This is a genomic window from Saccharothrix sp. 6-C (genome assembly GCF_016695385.1).
Classification (GTDB): domain Bacteria; phylum Actinomycetota; class Actinomycetes; order Mycobacteriales; family Pseudonocardiaceae; genus Actinosynnema; species Actinosynnema texasense.
Map to the genome: position 1 here is coordinate 7,905,118 of NZ_CP064192.1, position 17,370 is coordinate 7,922,487.

Genomic DNA, 17,370 nt, shown 5'->3' on the forward strand with positions numbered 1-17,370 from the left:
GTTGAGGTGTGGGCTTGAGCTGTGGACGCCAGCCTGTAGATGAGCGGATGTCGCGGTCATGCGTGGTTTTGGTAGCGGTGGGCGGGCGGGGTGCGATGATCGGGTATCGGTCCGTGGGCGCTGTAGCTCTTGTGGGTTGAGGGGTGTCGTGGTGGTCGGTCGGAGCCGTGCCTGGTGGGTGGCCGGTGGCGCGCTGGTCGGCGGTGGTGTGGCGTGGGCGGTGTTGCGGTTCGGTGTGCCGGTCTTCCTGACCGACGAGACACATAAGGCGCGGCCGGTCCTGGAGGCGTTGAGCTGGCTCGCGGGCATCGGCGGGCTGGTGGTGGCGGTCGTGGCGTTGGTGGTGGCGTTGCGCCAGGGACGTGACCGCACTGCTTCCCGGGAGGTGGCTCCGCCTCCGGCATCGCAGACTGCCACCGGCGGCGGTGTGGTCTTCACCGGCGGCGTGACCGGCGGCTCGGGCTCGGGGACGACGACCGGGGTGCACATCGGTCAGGTTGGTGACCCTCCGGACCCTCCGGACCCTCCGGACCCTCCGGTGCCGACGGGGCATTAGGCCACGCCACGTCGGCGGCAGCAACCATGGTCGCACCGGCAGCCTCGGTCACCGGGAACGTGACCGGTGCCGACGGGACCACGATCGGTACCCTGCAAGGCACCCTGGTGCAGGGGGATCTGGTACTCGACGGACCGGGTGTGCCTGACATGGAATCGATCCCCGCAACGCCCGGACTGGGCAGGATTCCGGCCGACTCGGAGCTGTTCGTGGGGCGGTCCAGTGAGCTGGCGCGTCTGGACGCGGCGGTGGCGGGTTCGGGGCGCGCGGTGGTGGTCACGGTCCACGGGTTGGGTGGGGTCGGTAAGAGCACCCTGGCCGCCCGCTTCGCCCACCTGCACACCGACCGCTACGCGCCGGTCTGGTGGATCACCGCGGACTCCCCGGCCGCGATCGACACCGGCCTGGCCGACCTGGCGACGACCCTCGCCCCTCAGGTTGCGGGTGCGCCGCTGGAGCAGCGCACCGAACTGGGCGTGCGGTGGCTTGCCACCCATGACCGGTGGCTGCTCGTGCTGGACAACCTGACCACGCCGGCAGACGCGGCGGGGCTGCTGGAACGTGTCCGGACCGGCACGATCGTGATCACCTCCCGCCAGGGCACCGGCTGGCGGGGCGTTGCCACGGTCCCGCTGGACGTGCTGCCCGCCGAGGAGGCCGTGGAGCTGCTGACCCGCGTCGTGCGGGCGGAGCGGCCCGAGGCCGACCTGACCGACGCCGACCGGCTGTGCGAAGAGTTGGGGTGGCTGCCGCTGGCGATCGAGCAGGCGGGCGCCTACCTCGCTCAGACCCGCATCACCCCGGCCGCCTACCTGGACCTGCTGAGGCGGTACCCGGCGCGGATGTTCACCGCGACCGCGGAGGGCGGCGACGCCCAGCGGACCATGGCCAGGGTCTGGCACGTCACCCTGGACCGCCTCGCCGACACGCCCCTGGCCGGGCGGGTGCTGCGGCACCTGGCCTGGTACGCCCCCGACGCCATCCCCCGCGCCCTGCTCGCGGGCACGTTCGACGAGCCGGACCTGTCGGAGGCACTGGGCCGGCTGGCCGCCTACAGCATGATCACCCTCACCGGCGACACCATCGGCGTGCACCGCCTGGTCCAAGCCCTCACCCGCACCCCCGACCCCGACCTCACCGACCCCCACCGCCAACCCACGGACATCGCCCACGCCCGCGACACCACCGCCACCGCCCTCGCCACCGCGCTTACCGGAATAGACCCAGACCTGCCTGCCGACTGGCCCGTCTTCCAGACGGTCCTGCCCCACGCGCGGGCACTGCTCGACCACACCCACCCCGACACCGACACCGAACCGCTCTGCCACCTCGCCAACCACCTCGGCGTCTACCTCGACGGCCAAGGCGACACCACCACAGCCATCGCACTGCACACCCGCAGCATCCACAGCCACCAACGCCTCTACGGCCCCGACCACCTGGACACGCTGGGCTCACGCCTCAACTTGGCCTGCGCCTACGGGTCGGCGGGTAATCTGGAGCGGGCGATCCCGCTGTTCGAGGCCGTGCTGGCCGATGCCGAACGGGTGCTAGGCCCCGACCACCCGACCACGCTGGGCTCACGCCACAACCTGGCCAGCGCCTACCAGTTAGCGGACGATCTGGAGCGGGCGATCCCGCTGCACAAGGCGGTGCTGGCCGATGCCGAACGGGTACTGGGCCCCGACCATCCGAACACGCTGGGCTCACGCCACAACCTGGCCTACGCCTACCAGTTAGCGGGCGATCTGGGACGGGCGATCCCGCTGCACGAGGCGGTGCTGGCCGATCAGCAGCGGGTGCTGGGCCCCGACCACCCGACTACGCTGGGCTCACGCCACAACCTGGCCAGCGCCTACCAGTTAGCGGACGATCTGGAGCGGGCGATCCCGCTGCACAAGGCGGTGCTGGCCGATGCCGAACGGGTACTGGGCCCCGACCATCACCTAACCAGAACGATCCGCTCGATTCTCGATACCACGACAAGCGGCCATGACTGATTCGCCACCTCAATCCAGTGCCTGACGAGTTCCTCTCCCTGCGGTATCGCATCCTCTTCCAGGACGGTAACTCCGGTAACGTGCGGGTCAGGGGCTTGTAGCTCGGTTATCAATCTGCATGGTTCGTGACCCGCACGGTTACCGAAGCCTCTGGTACCAGAGACGGCCACGCATGGACTGCCAAGCATGTGCGGCTGCGCCGAATCAGCTTGGCCCGGCTGGCGACTGATCCCCAGAGTGTCGCATGAACCATACTGACCAGCGCTTATAGTTCACAGCATCATCACTTCGGCACACATCCGGATCAGGCAGCCCTGACTGGGCCCCAAGCGATTCCTGAACCACGTTGCGGGCATCCGGCAGATCTGCGAAGAGACCCGCTGTCGTAGCCCGCATACAGCCGTCTCCAAGGTCGATAACCTCGGTAACCTCGGTAACTGTGCAGGTCAGAGCATCTCAGCACAGTAACCGGCCAAGACCAGGTTACCGCTCGGATGGTAACCACATCACGCAGCGGGCTCCACAGGGTCCAACAAGCCATGAGGACACCGGGCGGTAGATCCGCAGACCAACATCTACCACTCCTTGGATCAGCCCGGCTCACATCGAGCCTCTCATCCGCTTGGCTACCGTTCGATCGGTAACCCGATCCCGATCAGTTGCTTGTATACACCCCGCTGACCTGCACGGTTACTGAAGTTACCGAAGTTACCGACACTCGATACAGCCGTGAGTCACACCCTTCAGCATGTCACCAATCGAACCAGTTCGGCGGCATTCACTGTCGCCTAGTAGTCAATTTCGCCTCACCTTAATGGTTTAGTCATTAAAGCGTTAGGCGCGACAATAAAGGCGGTGAACTATAGACGAACTCAAGAGCGTCGTGGTCACGAACTCAAAGCCCGCGCGCTTTACTTTCCGAAGCTTTTTTGAACATACTATAACCAGCAAGACCAAGCACTACGGCCAACGGAAGGGTTACCGGCAGAAACCATTCAGCCAAAACGGCAACAGATGCAGCAAAGGTGAGACAACAGAGCAGAACCCCGGATTTCCTGTAACTACTACGCTTGCGTTGCGCCGCGATGCGCATCTCTGGGATACTTTTTTCATAGTTAATCAACTCCTTCGATAGAGCATCGATCTCATTCTGAAAATTCTGCCATTCTTCCCCATGCAGCGTGGTCCGATCACGACGACTGATCACCTTATCAATTCGTTCGTCAAGTTCCGCAAGATGCTGCTTGTACGGGTCAATTTGCCGATCACTTAGGTCAGGCTGCTCATCAGGGCTCATGGCGATCTCTTACCGCACCACACCGAGCCGGTCAATCACCAAAAAGTGGAAATAAAGTTATCGTTCCGCCGAATAGTTGTATTAAATTACTCCATCTTGGTGAGTTCACAGGGCCTATTTGGTGAACGTGTCACCGCAGTTCACAACACCTAGGGCGCGGGTGACAGTAGTTTGATCACCATAACAGTACGGTATTGCAAAATCTCAATTTTCGGTTCCTGCGCTAGCATCATCGTGTCACGGCATTAGAAGGTACCCCACCAGCCGCCAAGGTCCGGATCTGCTCCACAGCGACCGAGTAGCACAGACTATTGGCGCCGGGAACTGTACGCGCGGAGTGAGGGCTAATGATTAGCCCTGGAAAGGTCCACAATGGATGACCTGTCGGCAGCGGCTCCGGATCTGTGACGTCTAGGGCAGCGCACAGTCTGCCGTTTCGAAGCTCGGCGACCAAGGCGTCGGTCTCCACGATTTGGCCGCGCGCGACGTTCACCAACAAGGAGCCATCATCCATCGCTGACAGAAAGGCACCGTTCACCAGTCCGCGCGTCGCAGCGGTAAGCGGCGCGGTGATGACGACTATATCGTGCCCTTTGATGAGGCTTGGGAGTTCGGAGGGTGCGTGAACGCCCTCACGGGCAGCGCTCGCCACCAGGGTTGATGTCGCGTTGAACGCTGTGAGACGCTTAGCCACCGCAAGGCCGATATGTCCAGCACCCACAATAAGGACGCGTTTGCCGTCGAGCGTGTCCGCCTGGAACCGGCGGTGTGCCCACTCCCCCACGTCTTGGAATCTCACGAGCATTGGCCACTGACGCAACTGCGTAAGGATTGCCGAGAGAACCCACTCAGACACCGGACCAGCGTGAGCACCACGGGCACTTGAGAGAGTCACATGCGCCGACACATGATTAGCCCATTCGTCTACCCCTGCTGATAGGAGTTGGACCATACGCAAGTTCGTCAACTGTTCGAGCAGCGGGATCGGACGATGGCTGCCCCGGTACGGCGGGATCAGAATTTCGGACTTGCGCTGCTCATCCGTCAACTCGGAGACGTTCGGGTCATAAGTATGCACCTCGATGCCGTCCAGGCTCGACAGCTTCTCCACGCCCACTTCGTCATCAGGTTCGTTACTGATGAGCACTCGCATCGGCTCTCCCACTACAGCGCGTTGGTCTATCTGAGTAAGCTACTTCGAGTTAAGCACTGCCGACCAAGGTTTTAACCAACTCACGCGCTTGATCCTGTAGCGGCGCACCCGACGCGCTGTTGTCGATAACAGAGTGTCCGACCGGCGGACGGAACTCCACGTCGATCGCCGCCAAGTACTCCGTCCAGTTGCTCAACTTGGCCGCATCGCGTGCTGCTCCACGATGCCGGATGTAGGTGTGCATGGTGTCAGCATCGCAGTAGACCCACACAACGGACACCTTCGCGCCCACCTCACGACAGGTCGCTTCGATGCGGTTCAACCAAGCGAGGTCTTTGAACTCCTTGATGAACGGCGCTGTCACGATGGCGCTGTTGCCGCACTGGACGTTCTCCGTCAATGCGTTGATGAGCGCTTCGTACTCACGCGGCCGGATGCGGGACAGGTACTCCGCCGACTCCCGATCGTGCGGAGAGCACCCGAGGATTTCAAGAGCCGCTTCAACGACCGGACGCGTGAGCGTGTCCTTGTCGAGCATCGGCCACCCGGTCTCACGTGCCAGCACGCGCCCCAGCTCGGTCTTGCCGCTCCCCGCGTACCCACCGACGAGCAGCACGTGCGGAGCGGTCGTCCGCACCTCGGCGTGCGCGGCCTGGTCCGGCGCGTTGACGACTCGTCCTGCCCGCGGCTTGCTAGTGATGACGTTTTCGCTGGCGAGAAGCTTCATGGCTTCGTTGATCGTGAAGACGCTGACATCCCACTGCTGGGCCAGCTCGCGCGTGGACGGCAGCGGCTGACCGTCTCGCAGCAGGCCGGCCGCTATCTGGTTCCGGATGTTCCGTGCCACCTGCTGGTGCAGGGACTCGCCACGCGACACACGTGGGTTCTGGCTGGACATGCCACCTCCGGTCCACTCGATGTGGAACCTCAGCATACCAGTGACCTAACAGGGCGCTGACCAGCATCACCGCAGGTAGAACGCATATTTGCGGAGAGTTGCTACCTAACAGTTGACCCGCTGACCATTCAACTGTTAGCTTGCTCTCGCCGCCACTGTGGCGACGACCACACGGAAGGAAGTGCGATGTACCTCGAAGAGGACGAGTACCGGTTCAGCCCGGACGGGCTGACGGAAGACTCGATCGACGCCCTGATCGCAGCCGTCGCCGATGAGCTGACCGAGCTGCCCACCGCCACGACGGCGCTGCTGGACGGCACGGCCCGCCACCAACGCGACCGGCGGACCGTCGAACGCAAGCTCGGCGGCATCGTGCGTGTTCTGCGCATCTACGGCCCGGTGTTCGAGAACGACTCCGCCGCGTCCGCTGCCTAACCCCTCACCAACAACGAAAGCGAGCACGCAGCCATGAGCACGATCCGTCTGACCTCCGACGCCGTCCTGTTCGCCAAGCACGACGACCGCTTGTTCCTGCTGATGATCGAGCGCGGCTGGGACCCGTACGCGGGCAAGTGGGCGCTTCCGGGTGGCCACGTGGACGGTGACGAGGACTTCGCCGACGCCGCCGCGCGGGAGCTGGTGGAAGAGACCGGCCTGACGATGCCCGCAGGTGCCGAACTGGTCGGCGTGTACGGCACGGCGGGGCGCGACCCGCGTGGCCGCTACGTGTCCTGGGCCTACATGTCGGTCCTGGACCACCTGCCGACGCCGCACGCCGCCGACGACGCCCGCGCTGCCCGTTGGGTTCCGCTCTCCGAGGTCGTTGCCGACCTGGAGGCGCTGGCGTTCGACCACGACCGCATCGTCATCGACGCCCTGGCACGGCTGGGCATCACCCTGCGCTTCGGCAACGTCATGAAGATGACCAACCGCCTGGAGTCCGGCGACGTGGTCACCCGCGACCACCCGGAGTTCTCGCCGACCTGGTGGCGCATCGACAGCCCCGCCGGTACCGACGACGCGGAGGTCATGCACTTCGCCGCCGAGTGCGTGGGCAGCCCCGACGCCGCCCTGATCGGCCAGTGGGGGCTGTTCAGCCACCCCGGCAACCGCACGGCCTACCTCAAGCACTGACTTCGCCCGAACCGGCGGCCCACTCCCGCGAAGAAGACGCCGCCGGTCCGGTCCACCCAACACCGCCCAGAGGGCGGGTCAGGAGACCAAGAGCATGTCGAGCACGACGGCAACACACAACCCGGCAACAGGGGTATCGGTGGTCGAACCCGCCGCCCGCGCCGCCTACAGCGCCCAGCACCCCGACCGGCCCTGGGACCAGGCCCCGGCCTACCTGCGGGACTCGTTCCGCCTCACCGAGCGGCAGCGTGCGGGGGTGGCCGACGATGAGTGACCTCATTGCCACCGTCCCGGCTCCCCTGCTGCTGTTGGCCGCGCTGCTGGCGCTGGTCGCGGTAATCGCACTGTGGAGGCTCGTCGCGACCGCCGGGCTGATCAGCGTCGGTCAGTGGGCGCTGATCACCCAAACCGACGACCCGGCCGCTGCGGTGCTCGCCCTCGGGGTGCCCGCGCTGGTCACGGTCCTGGTGCTTTCTCGCCTGGTAGCTCGCTCCAAGGACGTCGGGACGCGGTCCGTGCGCATGACCCGCTTGTCTCACGCGGGGGTGTCCCGATGAGCACGTGGGCTGAGAACCGTCGCGCCGACAAGGTGGTGGCCGCCGAGCAGCGGCGTGCCGACCAGGCGCTGTTGTTCGAGCAGCGTCGCACCGACCGGGAGGCCGAGGCCCGGTTGAAGCAGGCGCAGACCGATGCGGCTCGCGCCCGTCGCGCCGAGCTGCGGGCGGCGTTGACCGGTTGGCTGCGCGCCCACACCCTGGACCTGCTGTTCGTGCCCGTCATCGTGGTCCCGGCGGTGCTGGCGTGGACCGCGATGGCCGCCTACGGCCAGGAAGTGTTCGGGCCGGTCGGGACGCTGCTGCCGCTGTTCTCCGAGGGCGCGATGTGGACGTTCGCATTCGCCGTGCCGATGGCCCAGCGCGCGGGCCGGTCGACCGGGTGGCTGCACCTGGGCACGTGGGTGTTCGCCGCGGTGGCCGCCGTCCTGAACTACGTGCACGGCTCGACCGTCGCGCACGGCATCGTCATGGCGCTGGTGTCGGTCGGTGGCGTCGTCGTCCACCAGCTCGTCACCGCGTCCCCTGCCGGCAAGCGCCGGAGCCGCGCCGAGCGGGACGCCCAGCGGCTCGAACGGCAGGCCGCTCGTCGGGTGCTGGCGGTGCGCCGCGCGGCGCTGGACCAGGCGGTGGCCGAGCTGGCTTCGGACGGCACTGCCACGCTCGTGCACCGTCCCGGCCTGGTGGCCTACCGGCGCCGGTTCGGCCGCGCCCGGTTGGTACCCGCCACCGTTCCCGGTCTGCCCGTTCCCGACTCCGACGACGTGCTCGGCGACGACCTGGCCGCCGAGATCAGCGAGTACCTGACCGCCCTGCCCGCGCCCCGGCCGTCCGTCGAGCGGAACGCCCGGAACGCGGCCGGTAGTGCGGAAACGGCCCCGGCGGAGATCACGGACAAGGTCGCGGGGTACGCGGCCAAGGTCCGTGCCGCGATCGACGCCCAGCAGCTCCCGGCGCGTCCGTCGCAGACCCAGGTGCGCAAGTTCCTGCGCATCCGGGGTGCGGTCGCGGTGGAGGTGCACCGCGTGCTGTTCCCGACCGACACCGACCCCGGTGACGACGACCCCCGTCAAGCGGTGTCCGCATGAGCGCCCCCAATCCCACCGACGACATGACCAACGTGGTGCCGCTGCGCCGCGCCGAGTCCACCCGCGCCGCGCTGCCCGCTGCGGACGTGGAGACGGACACGGCGGTGGCCGGTGAGCTGCTGACCGCCGAGCGGGAAGCCGAGCTGGCCAACCGGCGGACCGCCGAGGGCGACGAGCGGACGCGCGCCGACGCGGTGCGCGCCGCGGCGACGACGTTCGGCAAGGCCGCGCTGCGCGCCGGGTACCGGGTGTACCGGGGGCACGAGCAGTGGCTGACGCACGCGGTGCAGGCCGCGACGTACGCCCACTACCGGGAGCGCATCGCGGCGGCACGGGCGCAGGGCGACGCGGCCGGTATCGCCGAGTGGCAGGACCGGTTGCGGCAGGCGAAGGCCGACCGGCGCGACCGGATCACCGGCGCTCCCCGCACGGTGCTGGCGCTGGTGCGCACGGTGCTGTTGGCCGTGATCGTGCTGTTCGCGGTGCTGCTCATGGTCGGCGTGGCCGTGCACCTGTGGGAAGGCGGCTGGACCTGGTCGGAGTGGTGGGGCTTCGTCACCGCCACCGGCGACGTCATCGGCACCGTGGTCATGCTCGGCGTTCAGGCCGCGATCATCGGTGTGCCGGCGGTGTGGCTGCTGGCCGCGCACCGCGCCGGTTCGTCCGCCGCCGACGTGCCCGCGTGGGCCATGTCGCCGACCCAGCGGGAGGAGACCCACCGCGTGGTCACCCCCGGCGGCATCGGTGAGGCCCTGGTGCACCTGGGCATCCCGGCGCTGAACAAGGCCATCAAGTCGGGGTGGACGGTCGAGTTCGCCACGCCGCCGGTACGGGTGAATCAGCGCGGCTACCAGGCCACGTTCTCCCTGCCGCTCGGCGTGACCCCGGACATGATCAGCGACAAGCGGGACGTGCTGGCGCGCAACCTGCACCGCGACCCGATGGAGGTCTGGCCCAACGCGGCCGAACGCGCCGGGTTCGTGGACCTGTGGGTGGCCGACCCCGGTCTGTCGACCAAGGCAGCGCCGCCTTATCCCCTGCTCAACGCCGGTACCGCCGACGTGTTCACCGGTGTGCCGCTGGGTGTGTCGCAACGCGGTGACGTCGTCCAGCCTCCGCTGGTCTCGTCCAACGTCGTGTTCGGCGGGATGATGGGTCAGGGCAAGTCCAACGCCGCCCGTGTGCTCATGCTCGGCGCGGCCCTGGACCCGCTGGCCGAACTGTGGGTGTTCGTGTTCGCGGGCAACGGTGACTTCGACGCCTACCGGCCCCGTCTGGCCCGCTACGAGCGCGGCACCGACGCGTCCGTTGTGGACTCGGCGGTGGAGTCGTTGCGGGAGCTGTACGACGAGGTCGGACGCCGTGAGGCGCGGCTTGCCGAGTTGGGCGCGAAGAAGGTCACACGCGGACTCGCCGAGAAGCACCCGGACCTACGGCCGATCGTGGCGCTGTTCAGCGAGTGCCACGAGCTGTTCGGCAGCGCCCAGGGCGAGGAAGCCGCGGAACTGGCGGTGCAGACCCTGCGCCGTGCTCGCAAGACCGGCATCATCCTGGCCTTCGACACCCAGTCGTCACGGGCCGACGCCATCCCGCCGAAGATCGTGGAGTTGGTGCAGCTCAACGCTTGCTTCGCGGTGAAGTCGTGGCGCAGCAACGACGGGTTCCTCGGCGACGGGTCGTTCCAGGCCGGTATCCGGGCGACCGAGCTACGCGCGGGCAAGGACCGGGGGACCTCCATCCTCACCGGCGCGACCGCCGAGCGGTTCGAGGTGCTGAAGTGGTTCTTCATCCAGGTCAACGACGACACCGGGTGGGACGCCGCGACGGACGTCATCGAGCGCGCCATGACGAAGGTCCACCCGGCCGTGGTCGTCGGCACACCGGAGCGTGCCGCGCCGCCGGCTGCACGCGACCTGCTGGAGGACGTGTCCGAGGTGCTGGGCCACGACACCGTGCCTGCGGCTGACGTGCCCGCGCTGCTGGCCAAGCTCGCTCCCGACTGGGCCCCGTACCGCAAGCTCACCGGCAAGCAACTGCGTGAGCTGCTGGCCGACCAGGGCGTCAAGGTGCCCTCGACCGGCAACCGCTACCCGGTCGATCCGGTCACAGTGCGTGAAGCGCTGGCCAAGCGTTCCACGCGCGACCTGGACGACGAGGACTAGCCACCACCGCCACCGGGTTAGGTCCCGCAGACCTCTCCCCAGGTCTCCAGAGCGGCCCTGAACAGGGCTCACCAGCGGGACCTAACCCGGCTGAGCGGCTAACTAACTCCAGCTCAAGCCCATGATCACGCCACCGGTCCCGACGAGTTACGAACTTAACTCCGTCCCGGTGAGCTAACTCCACCCCACACCGCTTTGCGCGACCGACGCGACACCTGCTCCTGGTGCTCGTGCCGACCCCGCGCACCCGCACATCGTCACACACAGTGACAGAGAGGTCGTCATGAGCGACGACAACCTGATCCACCTCCAGGTGAAGCGCTCCTGGTGGGACGGCAGCGCCCTGACCGCGTGCGGACTTCGCGTCGAGAAGCCCGAAGGCGTCTGGACCTGGTTCACCGACCTGACCTGGTGCCCGACCTGCAAGGCCGCGGACAAGGCGAGGCGCAAGTGACCACGCACCACGTCGCCGACGCCCACCAGACCCAACACCTGCCAGGGAGACCGGTCATGAGCACCCAGGCCCGACGCCCGTTCTGCGACCCGGACGCCGTCCGCCCGTGGAACCGCGCACCGAGGTTCGACCTCGACGCCGTCCGCCGGTGGGCCGAACCGCTGTTGCGCCGTGCCTACGCCGCCGCACCCCGACGTCCGCTCACCGGCCCGCACAGCCTCATCCCGCTGGCCGGTAGTCCGGAGTGGATCGCGCTGGCCGACTCCGACCCGCGCAAGCCCGCCGCCCTGGTGCTGGCCGCCTTGGCGCGGCTGGAGGAGTCCACGGCGCACGCCATCGCGCAGCGCGTGGCCGCTGACTGGGCCGACGCTCAGGTCGGCCACCGTGAGCGTGTCCGTGCGGTCGTCACCGCGCCGGACCAACTCCCGCACATCGTCGGACACCAGCCGTTCTGCCTGTCCGCCAAGCGCAAGCTCGTCAGCAACCTCCCGTGTGGACACACCGGGTGCACCGCGCTCGTCCGGTTCGTCCACCCGCTGGCCGACGAGCTGGCCGCGCGCTTGCCGGACACGTCGTGGGTGCGCTGCGCCCGTCACGACGGCACCACGCGGTTGGCGGTGGCCGCGTGAACGGCCACGCACCGCACTCCACCGACCCAGGTTCACCGCTCGTCACCTGGGAGACCGTCGAGCACCAGGCCAGGGAGGAAGTCGGCATGAGCACCGCCACCGGCATCACGGTGACGCAGCACAGCGAGGCTGAACGGCCAGGGCTGCGGCTGCTGACGCCCGAGACCACCATGGGCGCCGGTCCCCAGCTCGACGGCGCGAAGGTGCTGGACGACGTCCGGGAGTTCCTGGCCCGCTTCTCGGCGTTCCCGCACGAGCACTGCGCCCCCATGCTGGCGCTCTGGTACGCCCACACCTGGGCAGTGGAGCAGTTCTACGTCACGCCGCGGCTCGTGCTGTCCTCCGCCGAACCCGGATCGGGTAAGACTCGCGTTCTGGAGGTCGCTCAGTACCTGGTCAAGTCGCCGGAGATGACGTTCTCGGCGAGTCCGGCCGCGCTGTTCCGCATGGTCAGCAACGCGCCGATCACGATCCTGTTCGATGAGGTCGACGCGATCTTCACCCGCAACGGCAGCGGGAACGAAGACCTCCGGGCGCTGCTCAACGCCGGGTACAAGCGGTCCGCCACGGTGGCCAGATGCAAGGGCGATGCCAACAACATGGTCGTGGAGCGGTTCGCGGTCTACGCGCCCGCCGCGCTGGCCGGAATCGCCGGCGGAATGCCCGCCACGATCACCACGCGCGCCATCACGATCAACCTGCGTCGCCGACGTCATGAAGAGCGCGTGGACGCCTTCCGTGAACGGCTGGTGGCCATTGAGTCGGCACCGATCCGCGAAGCGCTAGCCGAGTGGATGACCAGCGTCGGGGAGCAGGTCGGCACGGCCACGCCGGTGATGCCCGAGGGTGTCACCGACCGACCGGCGGAAATCTGGGAACCGCTGCTGGCGATCGCCGACGCGGCCGGTGGGCACTGGCCGGAGACCGCGCGTGCCGCGTGCCGGTACTTCGTCGCCGAAGCCACCGCGGTGCCCGTGTCGGACGGTGTCCGGTTGCTCTCGGATCTGCGGACGCTGTTCGCCGAGCGCCGCACCGACCGGATGACCACGGTCGAGATCCTGCTGGCGCTTCACGAGCTGGACGAATCGCCGTGGGCCGACTTCCACGGCAAGCCGTTGAACGCCCGCGCGCTGTCAGCCGAGATGCGGGCCTACGGCGTGAGGACGAAGACGTTCAAGCACAACGGCGGTTCGGCCAAGGGCTACATGGTCAACGGCGAGAACGGTCTGGCCGACGCCTGGTCGCGGTACCTGCCCGCTGTGCACGAGGGGGAGAACTAGCCATGGCTCGACGTGAGTTGCTGACGGTCGCCGAGTTCTGCGCTGAGTTCAAGGTGGCCCGTTCGACCTTCTACGACTGGCTGGCCAAGGGTGTCGCGCCACGCGTGCGGAAGCTCCCGAACGGTCAGTTGCGGCTGGACCGCCGAGACATCGACACGTGGTTCGACGGACAGGAAGTGGCCGCGTGACCGACACGAGCTTCGACGTCCGCTTCTACAAGACCGACATCTACCGGGGCACCAGGACCACGACCTACTGGGTTCGTTGGTCGGTGGCCGGTGAGCGCTTCAAAGAGCCGTTCAAGACCTCCGCTCTCGCGGAGAGCTTCCGATCCAAGCTCAACACCGCAGCTCGTGAGGGAGAGGCGTTCGACCGGGAGAGCGGCCTTCCGCTGTCTCTGATGCGCAAGACGAACGCCGCATCATCGTGGTTCGCGTTCGCGTGCTCATTCGTGGACATGAAGTGGCGCGACTCGTCGCCGGGACAGCGCCGGACGATTGCCGACGCTCTGACGCCCATCACCGCGGCGCTGCTCATGGGCACGCGGAGCAGACCGGATGGTGCTGTTCTCCGCAGGGCTATGCGAGCGGCGTTCAACACCAGCCGCCGCGATGCCCAGCAGCCGGCGGAAGTAGCCGCGGCGCTGGCGTGGCTGTCGCAGAACACCCGACCGGTAGCCGACCTGGCCAAACCGGACGTGCTTCGGGCGCTGCTGGCCGACGTTGAACGCAAGCTGGACGGCACGCGTGCCGCGCCGGACACGATCCGGCTCCGCCGGATCACGCTCGGCAACGCGCTGAACTACGCGGTGGAGAAGGAGCTGCTGTCCGCGAACCCGCTGAAGGAGGTGACGACCAAGAAGCGAAAGAACGTCGCCCACCAGGTCGACCGGCGGTCGGTGGCCAACCCCGTCCAGGCCCGGACGCTGCTCAACGCCGTAGGTGGCATCGGGAGGACCGGTGGCAAGCTCGTGGCGTTCTTCGGGCTGATGTACTTCGCGGCCCTGCGCCCCGAGGAAGCCTCCGTGGTGCGTCGCAGTGACCTGGTCATGCCGCCGAGGGAGTGGGACGACCAGGCGGGCCGCTGGCGGGTCACTCAGTGGGGTGACATCCACCTGGCCAAGGCAGCCCCCGAGATCGGCGCTGAGTGGACCGACAGCGGCCGACGCAGCGAGGAACGGGGGTTGAAGCACCGGGAGGACGGCGAGGGCCGCACGGTGCCGCTCTCACCCGAACTGGCGGTGCTGCTCTACGAGCACTTCAACCGGTTCGACACCGCGCCGGGCGGGCTGCTGTTCGTCGCCGAACGAGGCGGACGGATCGGCAGTTCGACCTACGGACGGGTGTGGGCGCTGGCACGTGAAGCGGTCTTCACTCCCGATGTAGTGGCCTCTCCGCTCGCCAAGCGGCCCTATGACCTTCGTCACGCCTGCGTCTCGACGTGGCTGAACCTGGGCGTAGAAGCTCCACGCGTCGCCGAGTGGGCCGGGCACAGCCTCAACGTCCTGATGCGGGTCTACGCGAAGTGCCTCGACGGCGGAGAGGAACGAGCACGTCAGCTCGTCCAGGCGGGCCTGGGCACGGTCGCCTAGAACTTCGGCACGTATTCGGCACAGCCACCCGTAGAACGCCGGTACCGGCCGGACACAGCCGGACCGCACGAGAAAGCCCCCGTGACCCGAACTTGCTGGTCACGGGGGCTTCCCCTGTGTTGTGGCGGGTAGAGGATTCGAACCTCTGTAGCTTTCGCGACGGATTTACAGTCCGCTCCCATTGGCCGCTCGGGCAACCCGCCCCGCGCCCGGTCTCCCGGGTGCGGTGGAGACAATACATAAGCCCGTGGGGGGATGCGCAACCGGGTTCCCCGGTAGGCTTCCGGGCGGTTCCAGACCCACCTACGCGGAGGTACCGAGCACGTGGCAGACCCGTCGTTCGACGTGGTGAGCAAGGTCGACCGCCAGGAAGTCGACAACGCGCTCAACCAGGCCGCCAAAGAGCTGAGCACCCGGTTCGACTTCCGCGGCACGGAGACGCAGGTGTCCTGGGCCGGCGAGGAGGCCATCACCTTCCAGTCGGGGACCGAGGAGCGCTGCCGGGCCGCGATCGACGTCTTCCAGGAGAAGCTGGTCAAGCGCGGCATCTCGATGAAGGCCTTCGAGATCGGCGACCCGGCCCTGTCGGGCAAGGTGTTCAAGGTGACCGGCAACCTGGTCCAGGGCATCTCGAGCGAGAAGGCCAAGGAGATCGCGAAGAAGGTCCGCGACGAGGGCCCCAAGGGCGTGCAGGCGCAGATCCAGGGCGACCAGCTGCGCGTCACCGGCAAGAAGAAGGACCACCTGCAAGACGTGATCGCCCTGCTCAAGAGCTCCGACTTCGGCATCGCCATCCAGTTCACCAACTACCGATGAAGGGGATCGTCCTCGCGGGCGGCAGCGGGACGCGGCTGCACCCCATCACGCAGGCGGTGTCGAAGCAGTTGCTGCCGGTGTACGACAAGCCGATGGTGTATTACCCGCTCTCGGTGCTGATGCTGGCGGGCGTGCGCGAGGTGCTGCTCATCTCGACCCCGGTGGACCTGCCGCTGTTCCGGCGGCTCCTCGGTGACGGCTCGCAGTTCGGCCTCAGCATCTCCTACGCCGAGCAGGCTCACCCGAACGGGCTGGCCGAGGCGTTCGTCATCGGCGCGGACTTCATCGGCGACGACGACGTGTCGCTGGTGCTCGGCGACAACATCTTCTACGGCCACGGCTTCTCCCGGGTCCTGCAGGACAACGTCGCGGCCCTCGACGGCTGCGTGCTGTTCGGCTACCCGGTGAAGGACCCGGAGCGCTACGGGGTCGGCGAGGTCGACGCGGACGGCAGGCTGGTCAGCATCGAGGAGAAGCCCGCGCAGCCGAAGTCGAACAAGGCCATCACCGGCCTGTACATCTACGACAACGGTGTCGTGGACATCGCCAGGTCGCTCGAGCCGTCGTCGCGCGGCGAGCTGGAGATCACCGACGTCAACCTCGCCTACCTGCGGGAGGGCCGGGCGAAGCTGGTCGACCTCGGTCGGGGGTTCGCGTGGCTGGACACCGGCACGCACGACTCGATGCTGGAGGCGGGCCAGTTCGTGCAGGTGCTGGAGCACCGGCAGGGCGTGCGCATCGCGTGCCTGGAGGAGATCGCGCTCCGGATGGGGTTCATCAGCGCCGAGCAGTGCTACGCGCTGGGCGAGAAGCTGGCCAAGTCCGGCTACGGCCAGTACGTGATGAACGTCGCACTGGAAGCCCGCTAGACCGCTAGCAGCGGCGGGCCATCTCCTCCAGCCGGCGCACGCGGTCCGCGATCGGCGGGTGGGTGGAGAACAGCCTGACCCGGTTCTCCCCCGCCCGGAACGGGCTCGCGATCATCAGGTGCGACTGGGCGAGCACGGCCGGTTCCGGCGCCAGCGGCGCGGCCCGCGTGCCGAGGTCGATCTTGCGCAGGGCCGAGGCCAGCGCCAGCGGGTCGCCGGTCAGCTCCGCGCCCGACGCGTCGGCCTGGTACTCCCGGGACCGGCTGACGGCCATCCGCACGATCATCGCCGCGATCGGGCCGAGCACGGCGACGAGCAGCAGCGCGAACGGGTTGGGCCGGTCCTCGTCGCCGCCGTCGTCGCCGAACACGCTCGCGAAGACGGCCAGGTTCGCCACCGTGCTCACCGCGCCCGCCAGCGCGCCCGCCACGCACGAGATGAGGATATCGCGGTTGTAGACGTGCGACAGCTCGTGCCCGAGCACCGCGCGCAGCTCGCGCTCGTCGAGCAGCTCGAGGATGCCGGTAGTGCAGCAGACGGCGGCGTTGCGCGGGTTGCGGCCGGTCGCGAAGGCGTTCGGGGCGACGGTCGGGCTGATGTAGAGGCGCGGCATGGGCCGGCGGGCCGCCATGGCCAGCTCGCGCACGATCCGGTACATCGCGGGCTGCTCCACCTCGGACACCGGCCTGGCGCGCATGGCGCGCAGCGCGAGCTTGTCGGAGTTGACGTAGGCGTAGGCGTTCACGGCCAGCGCCAGCAGCAGGCCCACGACCAGGGCGGTGCGGCCGAACAGCGAGCTGATCGCCACGATCGACCCGCTCGTCACAGCGAGCAGCAACGCGGTCTTCAACGCGTTGAAGTGCTGGTGCACGCTTCGCCTCCGGCTGTT

19 protein-coding genes and 1 tRNA gene are annotated in these 17,370 nt (G+C 67.7%); 15 read left to right on the plus strand and 5 right to left on the minus strand.

The window, feature by feature from the left end; genetic code table 11:
- Nucleotides 1-151 precede the first annotated feature (151 nt).
- Together IOD16_RS34110 and IOD16_RS34115 are read left to right on the plus strand one after the other, a co-directional pair.
- The gene (locus tag IOD16_RS34110; protein ID WP_236594545.1) at nucleotides 152-556 is read left to right on the plus strand and encodes a hypothetical protein; all 405 of its coding nucleotides are present in this window, start codon (nucleotides 152-154) and stop codon (nucleotides 554-556) included.
- A gap of 26 nt (nucleotides 557-582) precedes the next feature.
- Nucleotides 583-2,556 carry a tetratricopeptide repeat protein gene (locus IOD16_RS34115; RefSeq protein WP_201437727.1) on the plus strand — a complete coding sequence of 658 codons (1,974 nt, stop codon included), beginning with the start codon at nucleotides 583-585 and terminating at the stop codon, nucleotides 2,554-2,556.
- A gap of 895 nt (nucleotides 2,557-3,451) precedes the next feature.
- Here IOD16_RS34115 and IOD16_RS34120 read toward each other — a convergent pair.
- The 3 genes from IOD16_RS34120 to IOD16_RS34130 form a co-directional block, all read right to left on the minus strand.
- Nucleotides 3,452-3,853, minus strand: coding sequence for a hypothetical protein (locus IOD16_RS34120; protein ID WP_201437728.1), 402 nt, complete (start codon nucleotides 3,851-3,853; stop codon nucleotides 3,452-3,454).
- Between the two features lie 229 nt (nucleotides 3,854-4,082).
- Nucleotides 4,083-5,006: an NAD(P)-dependent oxidoreductase gene (locus IOD16_RS34125; protein ID WP_236594546.1), complete on the minus strand. Its 924-nt coding sequence runs from the start codon at nucleotides 5,004-5,006 to the stop codon at nucleotides 4,083-4,085.
- Between the two features lie 49 nt (nucleotides 5,007-5,055).
- The gene (locus IOD16_RS34130) at nucleotides 5,056-5,904 is read right to left on the minus strand and encodes a GntR family transcriptional regulator (RefSeq protein WP_201437729.1); all 849 of its coding nucleotides are present in this window, start codon (nucleotides 5,902-5,904) and stop codon (nucleotides 5,056-5,058) included.
- A gap of 186 nt (nucleotides 5,905-6,090) precedes the next feature.
- Here IOD16_RS34130 and IOD16_RS34135 point away from each other — a divergent pair, with 186 nt between their 5' ends.
- From IOD16_RS34135 to IOD16_RS34180, 11 genes are all read left to right on the plus strand, one after another.
- Nucleotides 6,091-6,339, plus strand: a complete 249-nt coding sequence (locus tag IOD16_RS34135) for a hypothetical protein (RefSeq protein ID WP_201437730.1) — start codon at nucleotides 6,091-6,093, stop codon at nucleotides 6,337-6,339.
- Nucleotides 6,340-6,372: 33 nt separating this feature from the next.
- Nucleotides 6,373-7,038: an NUDIX domain-containing protein gene (locus IOD16_RS34140; protein WP_201437731.1), complete on the plus strand. Its 666-nt coding sequence runs from the start codon at nucleotides 6,373-6,375 to the stop codon at nucleotides 7,036-7,038.
- A 139-nt stretch (nucleotides 7,039-7,177) separates the two neighbouring features.
- On the plus strand, nucleotides 7,178-7,312 hold the full coding sequence (locus tag IOD16_RS41145; RefSeq protein ID WP_268957653.1) for a hypothetical protein: 135 nt from the start codon (nucleotides 7,178-7,180) through the stop codon (nucleotides 7,310-7,312).
- Nucleotides 7,305-7,595 carry a hypothetical protein gene (locus IOD16_RS34145; RefSeq protein WP_201437732.1) on the plus strand — a complete coding sequence of 97 codons (291 nt, stop codon included), beginning with the start codon at nucleotides 7,305-7,307 and terminating at the stop codon, nucleotides 7,593-7,595. Before IOD16_RS41145 ends, IOD16_RS34145 begins: the two co-directional genes overlap by 8 nt.
- Nucleotides 7,592-8,680 (plus strand): DUF2637 domain-containing protein, encoded by a 1,089-nt coding sequence (locus tag IOD16_RS34150; protein ID WP_201437733.1) that lies wholly within the window; start codon nucleotides 7,592-7,594, stop codon nucleotides 8,678-8,680. Before IOD16_RS34145 ends, IOD16_RS34150 begins: the two co-directional genes overlap by 4 nt.
- Nucleotides 8,677-10,842 carry an FtsK/SpoIIIE domain-containing protein gene (locus IOD16_RS34155; protein WP_201437734.1) on the plus strand — a complete coding sequence of 722 codons (2,166 nt, stop codon included), beginning with the start codon at nucleotides 8,677-8,679 and terminating at the stop codon, nucleotides 10,840-10,842. Before IOD16_RS34150 ends, IOD16_RS34155 begins: the two co-directional genes overlap by 4 nt.
- A 283-nt stretch (nucleotides 10,843-11,125) precedes the next feature.
- The gene (locus IOD16_RS34160) at nucleotides 11,126-11,296 is read left to right on the plus strand and encodes a hypothetical protein (RefSeq protein ID WP_201437735.1); all 171 of its coding nucleotides are present in this window, start codon (nucleotides 11,126-11,128) and stop codon (nucleotides 11,294-11,296) included.
- Nucleotides 11,297-11,352: 56 nt separating this feature from the next.
- The gene (locus IOD16_RS34165; RefSeq protein ID WP_201437736.1) at nucleotides 11,353-11,925 is read left to right on the plus strand and encodes a DUF2742 domain-containing protein; all 573 of its coding nucleotides are present in this window, start codon (nucleotides 11,353-11,355) and stop codon (nucleotides 11,923-11,925) included.
- A gap of 86 nt (nucleotides 11,926-12,011) precedes the next feature.
- The gene (locus tag IOD16_RS34170) at nucleotides 12,012-13,205 is read left to right on the plus strand and encodes a DUF3631 domain-containing protein (RefSeq protein WP_201437737.1); all 1,194 of its coding nucleotides are present in this window, start codon (nucleotides 12,012-12,014) and stop codon (nucleotides 13,203-13,205) included.
- Nucleotides 13,206-13,207: 2 nt separating this feature from the next.
- Entirely contained in the window at nucleotides 13,208-13,393 is a 186-nt protein-coding gene (locus tag IOD16_RS34175) for a helix-turn-helix transcriptional regulator (RefSeq protein ID WP_123745227.1), read from the plus strand.
- Nucleotides 13,390-14,796 carry a tyrosine-type recombinase/integrase gene (locus IOD16_RS34180; protein ID WP_201437738.1) on the plus strand — a complete coding sequence of 469 codons (1,407 nt, stop codon included), beginning with the start codon at nucleotides 13,390-13,392 and terminating at the stop codon, nucleotides 14,794-14,796. The genes IOD16_RS34175 and IOD16_RS34180 overlap by 4 nt, the downstream gene beginning before the upstream one ends.
- 122 nt (nucleotides 14,797-14,918) lie before the next feature.
- Here IOD16_RS34180 and IOD16_RS34185 read toward each other — a convergent pair.
- Nucleotides 14,919-14,999: transfer RNA gene (locus IOD16_RS34185), tRNA-Tyr, on the minus strand.
- Between the two features lie 121 nt (nucleotides 15,000-15,120).
- Between IOD16_RS34185 and IOD16_RS34190 the strand changes: the two genes are divergently transcribed.
- Nucleotides 15,121-15,612 (plus strand): YajQ family cyclic di-GMP-binding protein, encoded by a 492-nt coding sequence (locus IOD16_RS34190; RefSeq protein ID WP_123745226.1) that lies wholly within the window; start codon nucleotides 15,121-15,123, stop codon nucleotides 15,610-15,612.
- Nucleotides 15,609-16,481: a glucose-1-phosphate thymidylyltransferase RfbA gene (rfbA, locus tag IOD16_RS34195; RefSeq protein ID WP_123745225.1), complete on the plus strand. Its 873-nt coding sequence runs from the start codon at nucleotides 15,609-15,611 to the stop codon at nucleotides 16,479-16,481. The genes IOD16_RS34190 and rfbA overlap by 4 nt, the downstream gene beginning before the upstream one ends.
- A 4-nt stretch (nucleotides 16,482-16,485) precedes the next feature.
- Here the strand turns inward: rfbA and htpX are convergent, their stop codons facing one another.
- Nucleotides 16,486-17,352, minus strand: a complete 867-nt coding sequence (gene htpX, locus IOD16_RS34200) for a zinc metalloprotease HtpX (protein ID WP_201437739.1) — start codon at nucleotides 17,350-17,352, stop codon at nucleotides 16,486-16,488.
- Between the last annotated feature and the right edge of the window lie 18 nt (nucleotides 17,353-17,370).

Excerpts from the sequence above, each read along its gene's own strand:
- IOD16_RS34140 (WP_201437731.1), top strand. The coding sequence starts at position 6,373 with ATGAGCACGATCCGTCTGACCTCCGACGCCGTCCTGTTCGCCAAGCAC.
- rfbA (WP_123745225.1), top strand. The coding sequence starts at position 15,609 with ATGAAGGGGATCGTCCTCGCGGGCGGCAGCGGGACGCGGCTGCACCCC.
- IOD16_RS34120 (WP_201437728.1), bottom strand. The coding sequence starts at position 3,853 with ATGAGCCCTGATGAGCAGCCTGACCTAAGTGATCGGCAAATTGACCCG.
- IOD16_RS34155 (WP_201437734.1), top strand. The coding sequence starts at position 8,677 with ATGAGCGCCCCCAATCCCACCGACGACATGACCAACGTGGTGCCGCTG.
- IOD16_RS34165 (WP_201437736.1), top strand. The coding sequence starts at position 11,353 with ATGAGCACCCAGGCCCGACGCCCGTTCTGCGACCCGGACGCCGTCCGC.
- IOD16_RS34130 (WP_201437729.1), bottom strand. The coding sequence starts at position 5,904 with ATGTCCAGCCAGAACCCACGTGTGTCGCGTGGCGAGTCCCTGCACCAG.
- IOD16_RS34125 (WP_236594546.1), bottom strand. The coding sequence starts at position 5,006 with ATGCGAGTGCTCATCAGTAACGAACCTGATGACGAAGTGGGCGTGGAG.
- IOD16_RS34135 (WP_201437730.1), top strand. The coding sequence starts at position 6,091 with ATGTACCTCGAAGAGGACGAGTACCGGTTCAGCCCGGACGGGCTGACG.
- IOD16_RS34170 (WP_201437737.1), top strand. The coding sequence starts at position 12,012 with ATGAGCACCGCCACCGGCATCACGGTGACGCAGCACAGCGAGGCTGAA.
- IOD16_RS34145 (WP_201437732.1), top strand. The coding sequence starts at position 7,305 with ATGAGTGACCTCATTGCCACCGTCCCGGCTCCCCTGCTGCTGTTGGCC.
- IOD16_RS34115 (WP_201437727.1), top strand. The coding sequence starts at position 583 with ATGGTCGCACCGGCAGCCTCGGTCACCGGGAACGTGACCGGTGCCGAC.
- IOD16_RS34175 (WP_123745227.1), top strand. The coding sequence starts at position 13,208 with ATGGCTCGACGTGAGTTGCTGACGGTCGCCGAGTTCTGCGCTGAGTTC.
- IOD16_RS34150 (WP_201437733.1), top strand. The coding sequence starts at position 7,592 with ATGAGCACGTGGGCTGAGAACCGTCGCGCCGACAAGGTGGTGGCCGCC.
- IOD16_RS34160 (WP_201437735.1), top strand. The coding sequence starts at position 11,126 with ATGAGCGACGACAACCTGATCCACCTCCAGGTGAAGCGCTCCTGGTGG.